General features: G+C 32.8%; 12 protein-coding genes and 1 other RNA gene. 8 read left to right on the top strand and 5 right to left on the bottom strand.

The features are described from left to right. Positions 1-265 precede the first annotated feature (265 nt). Positions 266-1,702, top strand: coding sequence for an MFS transporter (locus FNW52_RS12245; protein ID WP_143377758.1), 1,437 nt, complete (start codon positions 266-268; stop codon positions 1,700-1,702). A gap of 276 nt (positions 1,703-1,978) precedes the next feature. Here FNW52_RS12245 and fsa read toward each other — a convergent pair whose 3' ends face one another. The 3 genes from fsa to ffs form a co-directional block, all read right to left on the bottom strand. Next, positions 1,979-2,635 (bottom strand): fructose-6-phosphate aldolase, encoded by a 657-nt coding sequence (gene fsa / locus FNW52_RS12240; RefSeq protein ID WP_143377757.1) that lies wholly within the window; start codon positions 2,633-2,635, stop codon positions 1,979-1,981. A gap of 151 nt (positions 2,636-2,786) precedes the next feature. Next, the gene (locus FNW52_RS12235) at positions 2,787-3,590 is read right to left on the bottom strand and encodes an SDR family oxidoreductase (RefSeq protein WP_143377756.1); all 804 of its coding nucleotides are present in this window, start codon (positions 3,588-3,590) and stop codon (positions 2,787-2,789) included. Positions 3,591-3,963: 373 nt separating this feature from the next. After that, positions 3,964-4,061, bottom strand: an RNA gene (ffs, locus tag FNW52_RS12230) — signal recognition particle sRNA small type. A gap of 88 nt (positions 4,062-4,149) precedes the next feature. Here ffs and FNW52_RS12225 point away from each other — a divergent pair. Further along, positions 4,150-5,199 carry a glutaminyl-peptide cyclotransferase gene (locus tag FNW52_RS12225; RefSeq protein WP_143377755.1) on the top strand — a complete coding sequence of 350 codons (1,050 nt, stop codon included), beginning with the start codon at positions 4,150-4,152 and terminating at the stop codon, positions 5,197-5,199. A gap of 7 nt (positions 5,200-5,206) precedes the next feature. Further along, a complete protein-coding gene (gene hutI, locus FNW52_RS12220; RefSeq protein WP_143377754.1) occupies positions 5,207-6,445 on the top strand; it encodes an imidazolonepropionase in 1,239 nt (412 codons plus the stop codon). A 48-nt stretch (positions 6,446-6,493) separates the two neighbouring features. Here the strand turns inward: hutI and FNW52_RS12215 are convergent, their stop codons facing one another. Together FNW52_RS12215 and FNW52_RS12210 are read right to left on the bottom strand one after the other, a co-directional pair. After that, positions 6,494-7,375 (bottom strand): hypothetical protein, encoded by an 882-nt coding sequence (locus FNW52_RS12215; protein WP_143377753.1) that lies wholly within the window; start codon positions 7,373-7,375, stop codon positions 6,494-6,496. Positions 7,376-7,660: 285 nt separating this feature from the next. Then, entirely contained in the window at positions 7,661-8,536 is an 876-nt protein-coding gene (locus FNW52_RS12210; RefSeq protein WP_143377752.1) for a hypothetical protein, read from the bottom strand. 86 nt (positions 8,537-8,622) lie between these two features. Between FNW52_RS12210 and FNW52_RS12205 the strand changes: the two genes are divergently transcribed. The 5 genes from FNW52_RS12205 to FNW52_RS12185 all read left to right on the top strand — a co-directional run bounded on the left by FNW52_RS12205 (position 8,623) and on the right by FNW52_RS12185 (position 14,226). Beyond that, entirely contained in the window at positions 8,623-9,663 is a 1,041-nt protein-coding gene (locus tag FNW52_RS12205; RefSeq protein ID WP_143377751.1) for a formimidoylglutamase, read from the top strand. Between the two features lie 24 nt (positions 9,664-9,687). Further along, positions 9,688-10,362, top strand: coding sequence for a response regulator transcription factor (locus FNW52_RS12200; RefSeq protein ID WP_143377750.1), 675 nt, complete (start codon positions 9,688-9,690; stop codon positions 10,360-10,362). Between the two features lie 2 nt (positions 10,363-10,364). Further along, positions 10,365-11,717: a HAMP domain-containing sensor histidine kinase gene (locus FNW52_RS12195; protein WP_143377749.1), complete on the top strand. Its 1,353-nt coding sequence runs from the start codon at positions 10,365-10,367 to the stop codon at positions 11,715-11,717. 98 nt (positions 11,718-11,815) lie between these two features. Beyond that, positions 11,816-13,105, top strand: a complete 1,290-nt coding sequence (locus tag FNW52_RS12190; protein WP_143377748.1) for a TolC family protein — start codon at positions 11,816-11,818, stop codon at positions 13,103-13,105. 29 nt (positions 13,106-13,134) lie between these two features. Next, complete coding sequence (locus FNW52_RS12185) at positions 13,135-14,226, top strand: efflux RND transporter periplasmic adaptor subunit (RefSeq protein WP_143377747.1); 1,092 nt, start codon at positions 13,135-13,137, stop codon at positions 14,224-14,226. Positions 14,227-14,234 lie beyond the last annotated feature (8 nt).

The raw sequence follows: 14,234 nt of genomic DNA, 5'->3' as shown, positions 1-14,234 counted from the left end.
TAAAAAAAGTAATATTAACCATCAGAATGCAACTAAAGCTTATTTCGACAATGCTATATACTAGCTTTCGGAATAAGTTTTTTTTGATTACAATTTCATTCTTTTCTTCAACAAAAACACACTTTGTTGAAGAAATTATGTCGTTTATATAAAAGTAAAAAAAATTACCCTATATAATTTTTTTTAGAAATTCGTAACAAATATATTTACAGTCTTGCAGCATCAAAAAAACAAATTATTAACTAAAAAATTAAATTTTTAAATTATGAGTTCAGAAAATTCACAGACCAAATGGGGTCAATTTATCCCTTTAGCCATCGTATTCTTCTTTTGGGGATTTGTAGCTGCAAGTAATGACATTTTAATTCCCGTATTCAAAAAAGCATTTGACTTATCACAAGGCGAAAGTCAATTAGTGTCATTAGCATTCTATATTGCTTATACCGTTGGTTCCATAATCTATATGCTTGTTTCCGTTTTAATTAAAGAAGATCTTGTAAACAAAATAGGGTATAAAAATGGTTTATCATTAGGATTAAGCATTTCTGCTCTTGGAACTTTATTGTTTTATCCAGCAGCAAATACCCATTCATTTCCTTTAATGCTAACTGGTTTATTCATAGTCGCTTTAGGTTTTTCATTACAACAAACTGTGGCCAACCCTTTGGCAATAGCATTAGGTCCTATCACTACAGGTTCGCAACGTCTTACCATGGCGGGTGGAATTAACAATCTTGGAACCACTATTGGTCCCTTAATTGTAAGTTTTGCTATTTTTGGAACCAATGCCAATGGGACTACAAGCATGAGTATCGAAAGTGTTAAAATTCCATATTTAATACTTGGACTAGCATTTTTGACTGTAGCTATCTTATTAAAATTTTCTTCTCTTCCAGACAAACCAAAATTAATTGATGAAATGGAAAACGAAGGAAAACCAACAAAAAAAACAGCATTACATTACTCCCAATTGGTATTAGGGATGATTGCCATTTTTTTATATGTTGGAGTTGAAGTTTCTACAGCAAGTAATTTGCCTGCTTACATGGAAACAAAATTAGGATTTAGTCTGCAAGACATTGCTCCTTACATCTCTTTATATTGGGCGAGTTTAATGATTGGTCGTTGGACAGGCGCAGTTGAAGCTTTTACAAATGACATGAGTTTGCAAAAAATATTGAGATTCATTGCTCCTTATTTAGCATTTGCTGTTTTCTTAGCCGTAAATGCAATAGCGAAACACGATTTAACTCCTTTTTACATATATGGATTAGTAATTTTAGTATTAATTGCTGCCGATATCGCCAGTAAGGGAAATCCAGCCAGAATGTTGCTAATATTTTCTACTCTAGGAATTATAGCCTTAACAATAGGAATGACAACGAGCGGAATGGTTAGTGTTTACGCTATTACAAGTGTTGGTTTATTTTGTAGTACACTTTGGCCATGTATCTTTACTTTGGCGGTTAGCGGTTTAGGAAAACATACCAGTCAAGGAAGTAGCTTCTTAATCATGATGATTATGGGTGGTGGTATTGTAAGTTGGTTTCAAGGTTTTGTTTCTGAAAGTATCGGTATTCAAAATAGTTATATTGTTGGTGTTCTTTGTTTTGCTTATTTAGTTTTTTACGCTTGGAAAGTAAGCGGAATACTAAAAAGCCATGGAATAGATTTTGACAAAAAAGTATCTGGAGGACATTAAGATTGCAGATTTTAGATTAACGAATATGGCTCTATTCTAAACCGATAGTGTTTAATTATCCTGTTTCTCAGTATTAATTGTTTATTCTTTTTTAATTTTTCCAATGTTTATTATCGTAATCTAAACCCATAGCCAACGGTTTCAACCGTTGGAGACTAAAATAAAATACCAAAACAAAAAAACTCCCATTTTGCTAAGCATAATGGGAGTTTTTATTTATACCGAAATCTAAAATCAGTCCCGATAGCTATCGGGAGTTAATCAGCAATCTCAAATCTATTTATTCCCTTTCTCGAAATCAGCAACAAACTGAGCCAATCCGATATCTGTTAAAGGGTGTTTCAACAAACCATAAATAGCAGATAAAGGACCTGTCATAACATCTGCACCAATTTTTGCACAGTTTACAATGTGCATAGTGTGACGAACAGAAGCCGCAAGAATTTGAGTTTCGTAACCGTAGTTGTCATAAACCAAACGTATTTCTTCAATAAGAGCTAAACCATCAGTAGAAACATCATCTAAACGACCAATAAATGGAGAAACATAAGTAGCTCCTGCTTTAGCGGCCAATAAAGCTTGCCCAACAGAAAAAACTAAAGTTACATTTGTTTTAATATCTTTATCAGAAAAATATTTGGCAGCCATTACTCCTTCTTTAGTCATTGGTAATTTAACCACGATTTGCTCGTGTAAATCAGCCAATTCCTCTCCTTCTTTAATCATTCCGTCGTAATCTAGTGCATTTACTTCGGCACTTACATCACCATCAACCAAATTACAGATATCAACATAATGTTTCAAGATGTTGTTTTTTCCTGTAATTCCTTCTTTAGCCATCAAAGTTGGATTAGTCGTTACTCCGTCTAAAACGCCTAATGCTTGTGCTTCTTTAATTTGATCTAAATTAGCTGTGTCAATAAAAAATTTCATAATATATTTATTTAATTGTGTGTTCGAAAAATTCGGTGCAAAATTACGAAATCAATTTCAATTGCAATATCAATTTCAATATCAATTCAGAAAAATGAATAATCAAATTACTTTTTTATCCTCTATCTGTCTATCGTCTATTCATCTAACCTTACAATTTATAATGATTCATAAGCATTTTTTCATATACTTTATCTGGTAGAATTCTCTTTAATACAACTGAGAACTTTTGCATAAAAGCACCTACTTTATAATGTATTTTGGGATTTTGGTTTTGAATAACTGCATAAACTGCTTCTGCCATTTCATTTGGATTACTTCCACTATCTACGTGCCCATCCATGGTTTTCAGATTATTCCCGTAAGGAACCTCATAAGCTGAACCTTTAATTACTGGTGCATGAAAACGCCCTGCGGCAATGTTCGTCGCAAAATCACCTGGAGCAATATTGGTGATTCGTATTCCAAAAGACTTAACTTCCATTCTTAATGCTTCGGTAATTAACTCTAAAGCTCCTTTGGATGCCGAATAAATACTTCGATAAGGCAAGCCCATATATCCTGCGATTGAAGTTATATTAATGATCAACCCCGATTGTTGACTACGCATTTGTGGCAATGCTGCCTTCATGACTTCAATTGGACCAAAAAAATTGGTTTCAAAATTATTTTTTATTTCTTGCATCGGAATTTCTTCCAAAGGACCAGTGATTCCAACTCCCGCATTGTTAATTACTACATCCAGTCTTCCAGAAGTCCCTATAACTTTGGCAACAGCCGACTGAATAGATGCAACATCCCTTACATCTAAAGCTATTAAAGGAAAAACTGAATTAAGAATACGTTCCGGATTTCTACTCGTGCCATAGACCACGAATCCTTTATGATGCAAAAATTCCCCTATAGACTTCCCTATTCCTGAAGATCCTCCTGTAATTAATACTACTTTATTCATGGTTTAGTGTTGTGATTAATAGCTGTATTTATAAGTCAATGTCTTTTTTACTGTAAACAGTTTTGTCAAGTCGAGCGCAATGTCATTAAGGTTAAGGATTCGTCAGTTCGATTCCGATAGCTATCGGAAGAGTAGGAATTTGCGATAGAAAATTTCTACGAAGTATCAAGAACTCTTGGATTATGAAGACTTCTCGATACAATTTTGAACATTAAAGCTATCGCATTAATATTCAAAATCACTCGAAGTGACGGTCAAAACGGCTTAACTTAATGGCATTGAAATCGAACGTAGTCGAGACCTAATTTAAGAAACGTCCAAAAATAAAAAAATCCTCCCGAAGGAAGACTACTTTTGTATAATTTTTTAAAAAAAATGGCAAGCGACCTACATCGCACCGCTCAACCACGTACCCTTGCTATGTTCCCATCCTGGGGGAGTCTGCAGGAGCTGGTCGTGTAGGACTTGCCGGTGCAAATATACAATCTTTTTATATCTTTGCAAGAACTTTGCACCTTAAAATTATCGTTGTATATTGGCTTTTTAAAATATTAAAACTATGAAAAATTATAACTTCCTATTTATCATTTTATTAGGAATCACTTTAGTAAATTGTGAAGCAACAAAAAAAGGTGAAAATTCTATATTTACCTTCGATAATTCTACTTTTAAGACACAATACCTATCCGAAGAGGCCCTTTCTTTGGGTGTTTTGAACCCAAATTCTAAAACAATTGATAGTATTATCTATTATGTCAACGATAAAAAGGTAGGTTCGAAAAAAGGTTTAGAGCAACTGAAATTTGAATTGAAAGATCAAAAACTAGGCTACCAATACCTAAAAGCGTTAGTTTATTTTGGTAGCGAGAACTCAGAAGCAACTGCAAGAGTCGAATTGGTTTCGAATGTACAACCCAAATTATTAAACTATAAAATTGTAAATACTTTTCCGCACGACACGAATTCCTTTACAGAAGGATTAGAATTTTATAAAGACACCTTATATGAAAGTACCGGACAAGAAGGAGCTTCTTATTTAAGAAAATACGATTACAAAACAGGAAAGATATACAAGCAAATCGATTTGGATTCTAAATACTTTGGAGAAGGAATAACTTTTATAAACAATCAATTGTTTCAATTAACATGGAAAAATAAAACAGGATTCATTTATAATGCTACTACATTAAAACTAGAAAAAACTTTTACTTTTGAGAAAGACATCGAAGGTTGGGGAATGACCAATGATGGCACCTATATTTATCAAACAGATGGAACAGAGAAGATTTGGAAAGTAGATCCCAAAACTCGAAAAATGATCGATAACATCAATGTGTACTCTGGCAGTTCAAAAATTAAAGCCGTAAATGAACTGGAATGGATTAATGGCAAAATCTATACCAATGTTTTCTTAAAGGATGCTATTGCAGTGGTAAACCCAAACAACGGATCAGTTGAAGGAATTTTGGATATGTCTGGTTTGCGCAAATTCCTAAAAGTAACCCCAGAAGATGTGTTAAACGGAATTGCCTACAACCCAAAAACAAAAACCATATTTGTAACTGGTAAAAATTGGGATAAAATGTTTGAAATAACGGTTTCTGAATAAATATAAAATGACAACATTAATCTTAAATATAAAAGAACTACTTCAAGTTCGAGAAGCTTCTATTTTAAAAGTTTCGGGTGCCGAGATGGCAGTACTACCAACACTAAAAAATGGCTATTTATTAATCAAAGATGATTTGATTGCTGGTTTTGGGTCAATGGATAATTTACCTAAAATTGCCGTTGATACTACTATCGATGCTGCCGGAAAGATGATTTTACCTTCTTGGTGTGACAGTCATACTCACATCGTGTATGCAGGCAATCGCGAGCAAGAGTTTGTAGATCGCATTAACGGAATGACCTACGAGGAAATCGCAAATCGAGGTGGTGGAATCTTAAATTCGGCAAAAAAACTCAACGAAACCTCAGAGGAAGAGATTTATAACCAATCGAAAGCACGACTCGAAGAAGTAATGCGACTGGGAACTGGAGCTGTCGAAATTAAGTCGGGTTATGGACTAACAATTGATGGAGAGCTCAAAATGCTGCGAGTTATCCAGCAATTATCACAAAACTACCCCATAACCATAAAAGCTACTTTTCTTGGAGCTCACGCCTTCCCTCTTGCTTTCAAAGACAATAAAAAAGGATATATTGATTGCATTATTAACGAAATGCTTCCCGAAATTTCCAAAAATAAGTTGGCCGATTTTATAGATGCCTTTTGCGAAACTGGTTATTTTACAGTCGAAGAGACCGAACAAATTATGGAAGCGGGGATTCAATATGGCTTAAAGCCAAAAATACATGTCAATCAATTCAATTCAATTGGCGGAATCCAAGCGGGTGTAAAATACAATGCGCTTTCCGTAGACCATCTTGAAGTAATGAAACCCGAAGACATAGAAGCCTTAAAGAATACCGAAACCATGCCTGTGGCTTTACCATCCTGTTCTTACTTTTTGAGTATTCCATACACTCCAGCTAGAGAAATGATTGCTGCAGGTCTTCCTTTGGCACTTGCAACCGATTATAATCCAGGTTCTACTCCATCTGGAAACATGAATTTTGTGGTTGCTACCGCTTGTATCAAAATGAAAATGACTCCTGAAGAAGCCATAAATGCGGCAACTATAAATGGCGCTTATGCTATGGGAATTTCTGAAACGCATGGAAGTATTACAATAGGAAAAAAAGCCAATCTTATTATCACTAAATCGATTCCCTCCTATTATCAATTGCCGTATGCGTTTGGCAGCAATTTAATAGATAGTGTAATTCTTAATGGACAAATTTTAAAATAAAAAAGAGGAACAAACTGTTCCTCTTTTTTATTTTAAAATTTGTCATTTTTATATCAATGTAAAAGTAGACTTAGAAACTAACTCATCTTTGTCAAAAATATTTATATAATACATCCCTTTTAATAAATTTTCTCCTAATATATATTCTGTAACAGGTACACTTTCATTTTCCTTTTCTATTCTGCCGTCTGTTAAACAACTATAATACAATACCGAGTTTCCAAATTTCTTTGATTTATTTAACCCAATTATATTATTCTCTTTATCTATAATTTGAATATAATATTGTTTTGAATAAGGTCTATCCAATTTATTGCTTAAAATACTAAAACTGACTTTCAAAAGATTTACTTGACTTGCTTTATAGGTAACTACGGCTTCTTTTATTTTTTGTTGATTTAACGGCTCAACTTTTAAATTTAAAACTACAAATTTAGAACCATTTTTAATTGTTTTGAATAAATTTTCTTTGATTGCTGATAAGCTATCTTTATATTTTTTTGAATTACCCAACACAAGTATCGTACTGTCTCTTTGTCTTTTGTAGCTATCATTGATTTTAGAAAGTTTACTATTTTCTTTTTTCAAATTCAGAACAACCTTATTCAATCTTAAAACTTCGTTTTTGTATTTTATTACAGATGATATGTCAAAATTAGCGTTTCCAATTTCTTCGAGAAGCGCACTTACTTTTTGTCTTTCTAAAACTAATTCAGTGTTTAATGTTTTATTTTCAGCCGCAGCGAATTCAAGTTTATTTTGTGTATTCTTTAAGTCCTTTATTATTAATTGTTTTTCAATATTAACTATAATAGAATTTGATTTGTAATGATCGTAAAAGACATAACCACAACATAAAGAAATTAATAACACTACAACTAAGACAAGGCAAACAATTTTTAGAGACCTTGATGAATAATCAACTTTCATAAATTACAATTTAATATTTCATACAAAACGTAAAAAAATACAAAAAATTATAATTTTGTGTATTTTACACAAAAATACACATAAAATATAATAAATAAGTAAGTTATTATCTCTTTATTCATTATTCATTAGATTGGAAGTTCCAATAAAATTTTATCATTAAAACGGCAACCACCTTTATAGCAATAGTGAATTTTATTTTATAATCTCTTTAAGCTGTAAAAAAGTTTTTGTATAAAAAAAAGGAGCTAAAAGCTCCTTTTATGAAAATTTAGAAAAAAAAAATTATCTCAAAGAGAAATTAGTTGAAGAAACCAATTGATCTTTATCGAAAACATTTACGGTGTACATTCCTTTTTCAAAGTTTTTTCCAGCTAAATCCTGAGAAACTTGAACTGTTTTATTTTCATATTTTACACTAGAAACAAAACTATATTTCAAATCTTTGTCTCCAAAAGTAATGGTTTTAGCATCACCTAAAACATTATTTTTGCTGTCCATTACTTGTACATAATAATCTTTATCCCCTGATTTTGCAATTGAATTTTCAGCAATAGTAAAGCTTATTTTAAGAACATTAGCTCTACTTGCTTTATCTGTTGCAATTTCTTTTCCTGAGCTTTTTAATTTATAAGCTGCAGTTTGTAAGTTCAAAACAGATAATTTAGATCCTTTTTCAACTGTTTTGGCTAGATCTTCATTTTGTCCCACTAAAACTTCATTGAATTTTTTGGATTCTCCCAAAACAACAACCGTACTGTCACGTTGAATAGTCAAAGTTGTATTTTGTTTTTTTAATCCTTCATTTTCAGCCATCAAAACTTTCATATTCCCCTGAAGAGCTTTCATTTGACCTCTAAATCTAGAAACATCACCATTTGATTTTTTTAGATCATCCATCAATTTTACTACTTTGTCTCTTTCCTGAATTAATTCCTCAGACATAGATGTATTTTCTGCAATTGCAGCGTCATAAGTAGTCTTTAAGTCTTGTAAATCTTTCATTACTGATTCTTTTTCAGAACTAGTTTTTGTTATTTCAGTATGAACCGATTCAACTTCCGAGGACATTTTGAAAATATAAACTAGACTTCCTACTAATAAAATAGCTAAAACTGCTATAACAGCTTTTAGACTTGAATTACTTTTTTGATTTTCCATGTTAAAATATATATTGTTTAAACAAATTTAATAATATATATAACGCAAGTATGCACAATTATATTATTTTTGGGAAATATATTTTTATGGAAAAACTTATCACATTCAGTATTAACGACCTGGCCAAAATAACAAACCACAGAAGTGGCGAAATAAAGTTTGGCGAAAAAATGCTTACAATACCTAAGGATACAGATCCTATAGCCTTCTTGAAATCATGCGATGCAAAATTCGTTTTGTTTGGTATCCCCGAAGACATTGGGGTAAGAGCCAATTTTGGAAGACCAGGAGCGGCATCTGCATGGGATAGTGCTATCAAAAGCATCGCTAATATTCAACACAATCGTTTTTCTAAAGGCAATCAAATTATCGTTTTGGGTCAACTTGACGTTAGCCAGGAAATGAAAGAAGTCGAAAACTTAGATTTTAATGATGTTGATGATCGTTCTAAATTGAGCCAATTGGTGGTTAAAATTGATAAAGAAGTTTCTCATATTATATGTAAAATTGTTCAATCTGGAAAAATCCCTATCGTAATAGGCGGAGGTCATAACAATGCCTACGGAAATATCAAAGGATCTGCCCTTGCAAAAGGTAAAGCCATAAACGCCATAAATTTTGACGCCCATTCTGACTTTAGGATACTTGAAGGTCGTCATAGCGGAAATGGTTTTTCTTATGCTTTTGAGGAAGGCTTTTTGAAAAAATATTTTATTTTCGGATTGCATGAGAACTACACTTCCAAAAGTGTTTTGGATATTATAAAGAAAATTGAAGATCGCGTTCGCTACAATACTTACGATAGCGTAAACATCCGAAAAGAAAAAGATTTTAACCAGGAAATGGTTAACGCTTTAGAATTCATAAAAAATGACAGTTACGGAATAGAAATCGATTTGGATGCCATACCAAACATTGCCAGTAGTGCCATGACCTTAAGTGGGTTTTCTATTGAGGAACTTCGCCAATTTGTTACTTATTTCGCAAAAAACAAAAATGCAACCTATCTCCATATTTGCGAAGGCGCACCCGATTTAGGTGAAGAAAAAAATAATCATTTGATTGGAAAATTAATTGGCTATTTGGTTACTGATTTTATAAAAGCCGCAACTTCTGATAAAATTTAATCCGCTAACACTAAAAAGCTAAAAATGAATATTCTTCTCGTTGAGGACGACAGTCGTATTAGTGACTTTATAATTAAAGGACTGGAAGAAAATAATTTTTCGGTAAGCCTTGCTGCTACAGGAGAACTCGCTCGGGAATTAATTGCAGCTAATGAATGGGATTTAATTTTAATGGATATTATGCTGGACGGGATTGATGGAATTCAACTCACAAAAATGATTCGATTCAAAAAAAACAACACTCCTATTCTAATTCTAAGTGCTCTTGATGCTACCGATGATAAAATAATGGCACTGGATAGTGGTGCAGATGATTATTTGGTAAAACCTTTTCATTTCCAGGAATTAATCTCCCGAATTAATGCCCTTACCCGTCGTACTAAATTTAATTATCAAAAAAAAGAACAAATTTATTTTTGCCATAATTTAAAAGTCAACCTAGAAGAACACGCTGTTACGCAAGATGACACTATTATAGACTTATCGCCAAGAGAATATAAATTACTTTTATTTTTGCTTGAAAACAAAAACAAAGTAGTTTCCAGGACACAAATTTTAAACGCTGTTTGGGGGATTAATTATGATAATAACACCAATATTGTAGATGTCTATATTTCCTATTTGAGAAGTAAAATTGACGAAAATTCGCAAAAATTAATCTACACCATAAAGGGAACTGGCTATATGCTTAAAGAATAAAAATGAAAATAAGAGACAAACTAACCCTCATTACTTCATTAAGCTTTGGTATCGCCTTTACCGTTGCGGCTATCGTTGTATATTTTGTATTTTATAACAGTTCAAAAAAAATAGTTCTTCATGAATTGGAAAAAACAAATGTTTTAGCTGGAGTTTACTATTTAGAAAAAGATGAACTTTCCCAAAAAAAACACAGCCTAATAAAGCAACAATTTATTGATCATTTACAGCATACTCAAGTTCAGATATACGACAAAAACAACCTTATTCAATACGGTGATAAGCAATCTGATATTATTATTACCAACCAACTTTTGAACAAAGCCAGACACCAAAAAAAGTTAAGCTTTGAAAAAGACCATTATTATTACGCAGCCCATTTCTATCGGGATAACCAAGGTGATTTTGTAGTTGTCACTAAATCCGACATTACTCCTTTTCAAACCCAATCGAATCAACTATTACTGATCCTTATTATTGTTTTAGTAATCGGATTGTTAATTGTCTTTATTTTAAGCCATTTACTTTCAAATATTGCCTACAAACCGATAACAAATATTATTAATCAAGTCAACACAATGGAATTAGATTCTATAGACAAACCTATACAGTCCTCCAATTCAAATGATGAAATTCAGGATTTGATAGATACTTTTAATAATTTACTCCATCGTTTATCCAATACATTTGCGATTCAAAAAAATTTTATCAATTATGTTTCCCATGAGTTCAAAACACCACTTGCCGCTATATCGGGTCATTTGGAGGTTTTTGCCCAAAAAGAAAGAACCGCCGAGGAGTATCACAAAGTAGTGGATGAGGCACTCCAAAATGTATATTGCATCGAGGAAATATTAAACACTTTAATGATGATTTCCGGATTAAAATCTATAAAGTACGAAAAAGAGTATTTCAGAATTGATGAATTAATTTGGAATATTAACGACAAAATGGGTCTGGTTTATTGTTCTAAAAAAATTCAAGTCCATCTTAAAATTAAAAACCATGAACTACTCAAGATTAAGACTAGTGAAGCACAGTTGCAACTCGCTCTATACAATCTTATAGAAAATGCCCTTAAATATTCGGATGAAAATCCAGTGGAAATCACTCTTGAAGAAAAAGACCAACAATTAAAAATTGCTATTCAAGATTACGGTATAGGCATCCTTCCCGAGGATCTAAAACACATACATCAAGCCTTTTATAGAGGCAAAAATAGTGATAATATAAAAGGAAGTGGTTTAGGACTTTCCTTAACTACTGTCGTATTAAAACAAAATAACATCCTTTTTTCTATTACCTCCGAAGAAAATAAAGGGACACTTGTCGAATTGTATTTTCCAAAACTCTAATTGTTTTCTAATTTAGTATTTAACTATTTCTAATCTAAGTTAAACAAAGCTATAATCTTTACCCTATAGTTTTGCCCTAACAAAAAAAGACTAGTTTTATGCGCATTACAACCTCATCATTATTGCTTCTTCTGGGGCTTAATTCCCTAATGGCCCAAAATAGCATCCGCAAGGATACTCTAAAGCTTAGCCGAGCCCAATCTGAAAATTTATTTTTAGAAAAAAATCTATCACTGATCTCCGAAAGATTAAACATAGATCAAGCGGCTACCAAAATCATTCAATCTAAACTATGGCCCAACCCAACGTTGAGCGTTGATCAAGTTAATCTTTGGTCAACAAGCTCTCAACAAGGTACATTACCGCCACTTTATAGAGGTTTTGGCACAAAATCCCAAATTTCTGTCGAACTGGAACAATTAGTTACCACGGCTGGAAAGAGAAAAAAAATGATAGATCTTGACAAAGTGAGCCTTGAGATAAGCCAACAGTATTTTGAGGATTTTTTAAGGAATTTAAAACTAGAATTCAGAAATAATCTCACTCAACTTCAACACACACAGGCGGAACAATCCATTTATGCCAAACAATTAAATGCCTTTCAAAATTTATTAAAAAACTACCAGAAACAAGTCGATAATGGTGTTATCAGCAGAAGCGAATTCATTAGGCTAAAGGCTTCTGAATTGGCTTTCCTAAAAGAGATAAACGATTTACAAAAAACAAATAATGAATTACAGAAAGAACTCAAAATATTGATGGGTCTTTCTCCTGCATTAACCCTTTATATCACCCCAGAGGGATTCACACCCGATATGCAAAAAATAGAAGCAACCAACATTGATTCACTAATTCAACTGGCTTTAGAAAACAGACCCGATTTAAAGATGACTCATTTAGAAGAAACGTATGCTTCTAAAATGCATCAGTACGAAAAAGCGCAAAGAGTTCCAGATTTAACCTTCAAAGCAGGTTATGACCGTGGGGGAAATATTATGAATGATTTCGTAGGGCTCGGGCTGAGTTTCGACATCCCATTTTTTGACAGAAACCAAGGAAACATTAAATCGGCAAAAATTGGTATTGAAAAAAGTAAAATTGCAACGGAACAGAAAAATAACGAAACACAATCCGAAGTAATCCAAGTATATAACGATCTATGGACCACTAAATCCCTACTTCGCAATATCGCCTCTACTTATGAAGACGAACTCGATTCATTGCTAGACAACCACCTAAAAAACTTCACTCAAAGAAATCTGAGCATGATCGAATATCTTGACTTTGTGGATGCCTATTTAGAAAATAAAAAAATAATTCTCGACGCTACAAAAGAACTCAATGAACATTTTGAACAACTCAAATGGGTTATTGGAAAAGAAATATAAGAACGAATATAACATTAAAAACAACTATCATGCGCAATCTCATTTTTCCTGCTTCAATAGTATTATTACTCTCTAGCTGTCATCCTAAAGATACATCTGTAAAAGAAACAGCCCCTTTTTCTCTAAATCAAGAGCTAAAATCAAAGATTAGCATCAAAACATTGTCCAAACAACCAATAAGTGAACCGCTCACTCTGACTGGAAACATCACTTATAATTCGGATAAACTGATTCAATATGTGAGTCTATACAGCGGTGTGATTACGAATTCCTATTTTTCTTTAGGCGACTACGTAAAAAAAGGGCAAGTTTTGGCAGAGATGAAAAGTACAGAGTTAAACGAACTTCAATCTCAGAAAAAAACCTTGGAATCCCAATTATTAGTCGCTCAAAATGCACTCTCGGCAACACAAACTATGTTTCATGATGGCATTGCTTCTCAAAAAGAATTGATAACTGCACAAAGCGAAGTAAACGCTACAAAAGCTTCACTACAAAACATCATTGCGAACCTTAGTCTTTTTAGTGCCGATACCCAACGTGGGGTAATTCAAATAAAATCTCCTGCAAATGGGTACATTGTTACCAAAAATTTAAGTAATGGCATGCAGATTAATAGTAGCGACGAAACCTTATTCACTATTTCGGATTTAAGTGAAGTTTGGGTTATGATTAATATTTATGCTGGTAACATGCAACATATAAAAGAGGGGATGGAAGTGAAAATTAAAACATTATCCTATCCTGATACCGTTTTTAATGGAAAAATAACCGCGCTATCAAAGGTATTCGATTCTGAAGAACATGTTTTAAAGGCTAGAGTAGTCATGCAAAACAAAGATTTAAAATTAAAGCCAGGAATGTCTGCAGATATTATTGCCCATAAAGCCAGTCAACAAACTGCTATTGCCGTACCCAAAAACGCCGTTATTTTTGATAACAATCAACACTACATTGTTCTTTATACCAATGATTCCAAAATTGAAACCATTCCGATAAAGCCGATAACAAAAAATGAAGATTGGGTTTTTATCGATCAGAATGAGCTTGAAGGCAAAAAGATCATTACTAACAACCATTTGTTAATCTACGAACAAATTAAGAACGACGCCATTAACTAAAAACTCTT

This window comes from Flavobacterium sp. ZT3R18 (assembly GCF_007097385.1).
In the GTDB taxonomy this organism is placed as follows: Bacteria; Bacteroidota; Bacteroidia; order Flavobacteriales; family Flavobacteriaceae; genus Flavobacterium.
The sequence above is the reverse complement of the archived record's forward strand: the minus strand, read 5'-3'. Positions and strand labels throughout refer to the sequence as shown.

What these genes read in the sequence shown, in the direction of transcription:
- FNW52_RS12225 (WP_143377755.1), top strand. Translation starts at nt 4,150, where the DNA reads ATGAAAAATTATAACTTCCTATTTATCATTTTATTAGGAATCACTTTA.
- FNW52_RS12195 (WP_143377749.1), top strand. Translation starts at nt 10,365, where the DNA reads ATGAAAATAAGAGACAAACTAACCCTCATTACTTCATTAAGCTTTGGT.
- FNW52_RS12210 (WP_143377752.1), bottom strand. Translation starts at nt 8,536, where the DNA reads ATGGAAAATCAAAAAAGTAATTCAAGTCTAAAAGCTGTTATAGCAGTT.
- FNW52_RS12205 (WP_143377751.1), top strand. Translation starts at nt 8,623, where the DNA reads ATGGAAAAACTTATCACATTCAGTATTAACGACCTGGCCAAAATAACA.
- FNW52_RS12185 (WP_143377747.1), top strand. Translation starts at nt 13,135, where the DNA reads ATGCGCAATCTCATTTTTCCTGCTTCAATAGTATTATTACTCTCTAGC.
- FNW52_RS12200 (WP_143377750.1), top strand. Translation starts at nt 9,688, where the DNA reads ATGAATATTCTTCTCGTTGAGGACGACAGTCGTATTAGTGACTTTATA.
- FNW52_RS12235 (WP_143377756.1), bottom strand. Translation starts at nt 3,590, where the DNA reads ATGAATAAAGTAGTATTAATTACAGGAGGATCTTCAGGAATAGGGAAG.
- FNW52_RS12245 (WP_143377758.1), top strand. Translation starts at nt 266, where the DNA reads ATGAGTTCAGAAAATTCACAGACCAAATGGGGTCAATTTATCCCTTTA.
- hutI (WP_143377754.1), top strand. Translation starts at nt 5,207, where the DNA reads ATGACAACATTAATCTTAAATATAAAAGAACTACTTCAAGTTCGAGAA.
- FNW52_RS12190 (WP_143377748.1), top strand. Translation starts at nt 11,816, where the DNA reads ATGCGCATTACAACCTCATCATTATTGCTTCTTCTGGGGCTTAATTCC.
- FNW52_RS12215 (WP_143377753.1), bottom strand. Translation starts at nt 7,375, where the DNA reads ATGAAAGTTGATTATTCATCAAGGTCTCTAAAAATTGTTTGCCTTGTC.
- fsa (WP_143377757.1), bottom strand. Translation starts at nt 2,635, where the DNA reads ATGAAATTTTTTATTGACACAGCTAATTTAGATCAAATTAAAGAAGCA.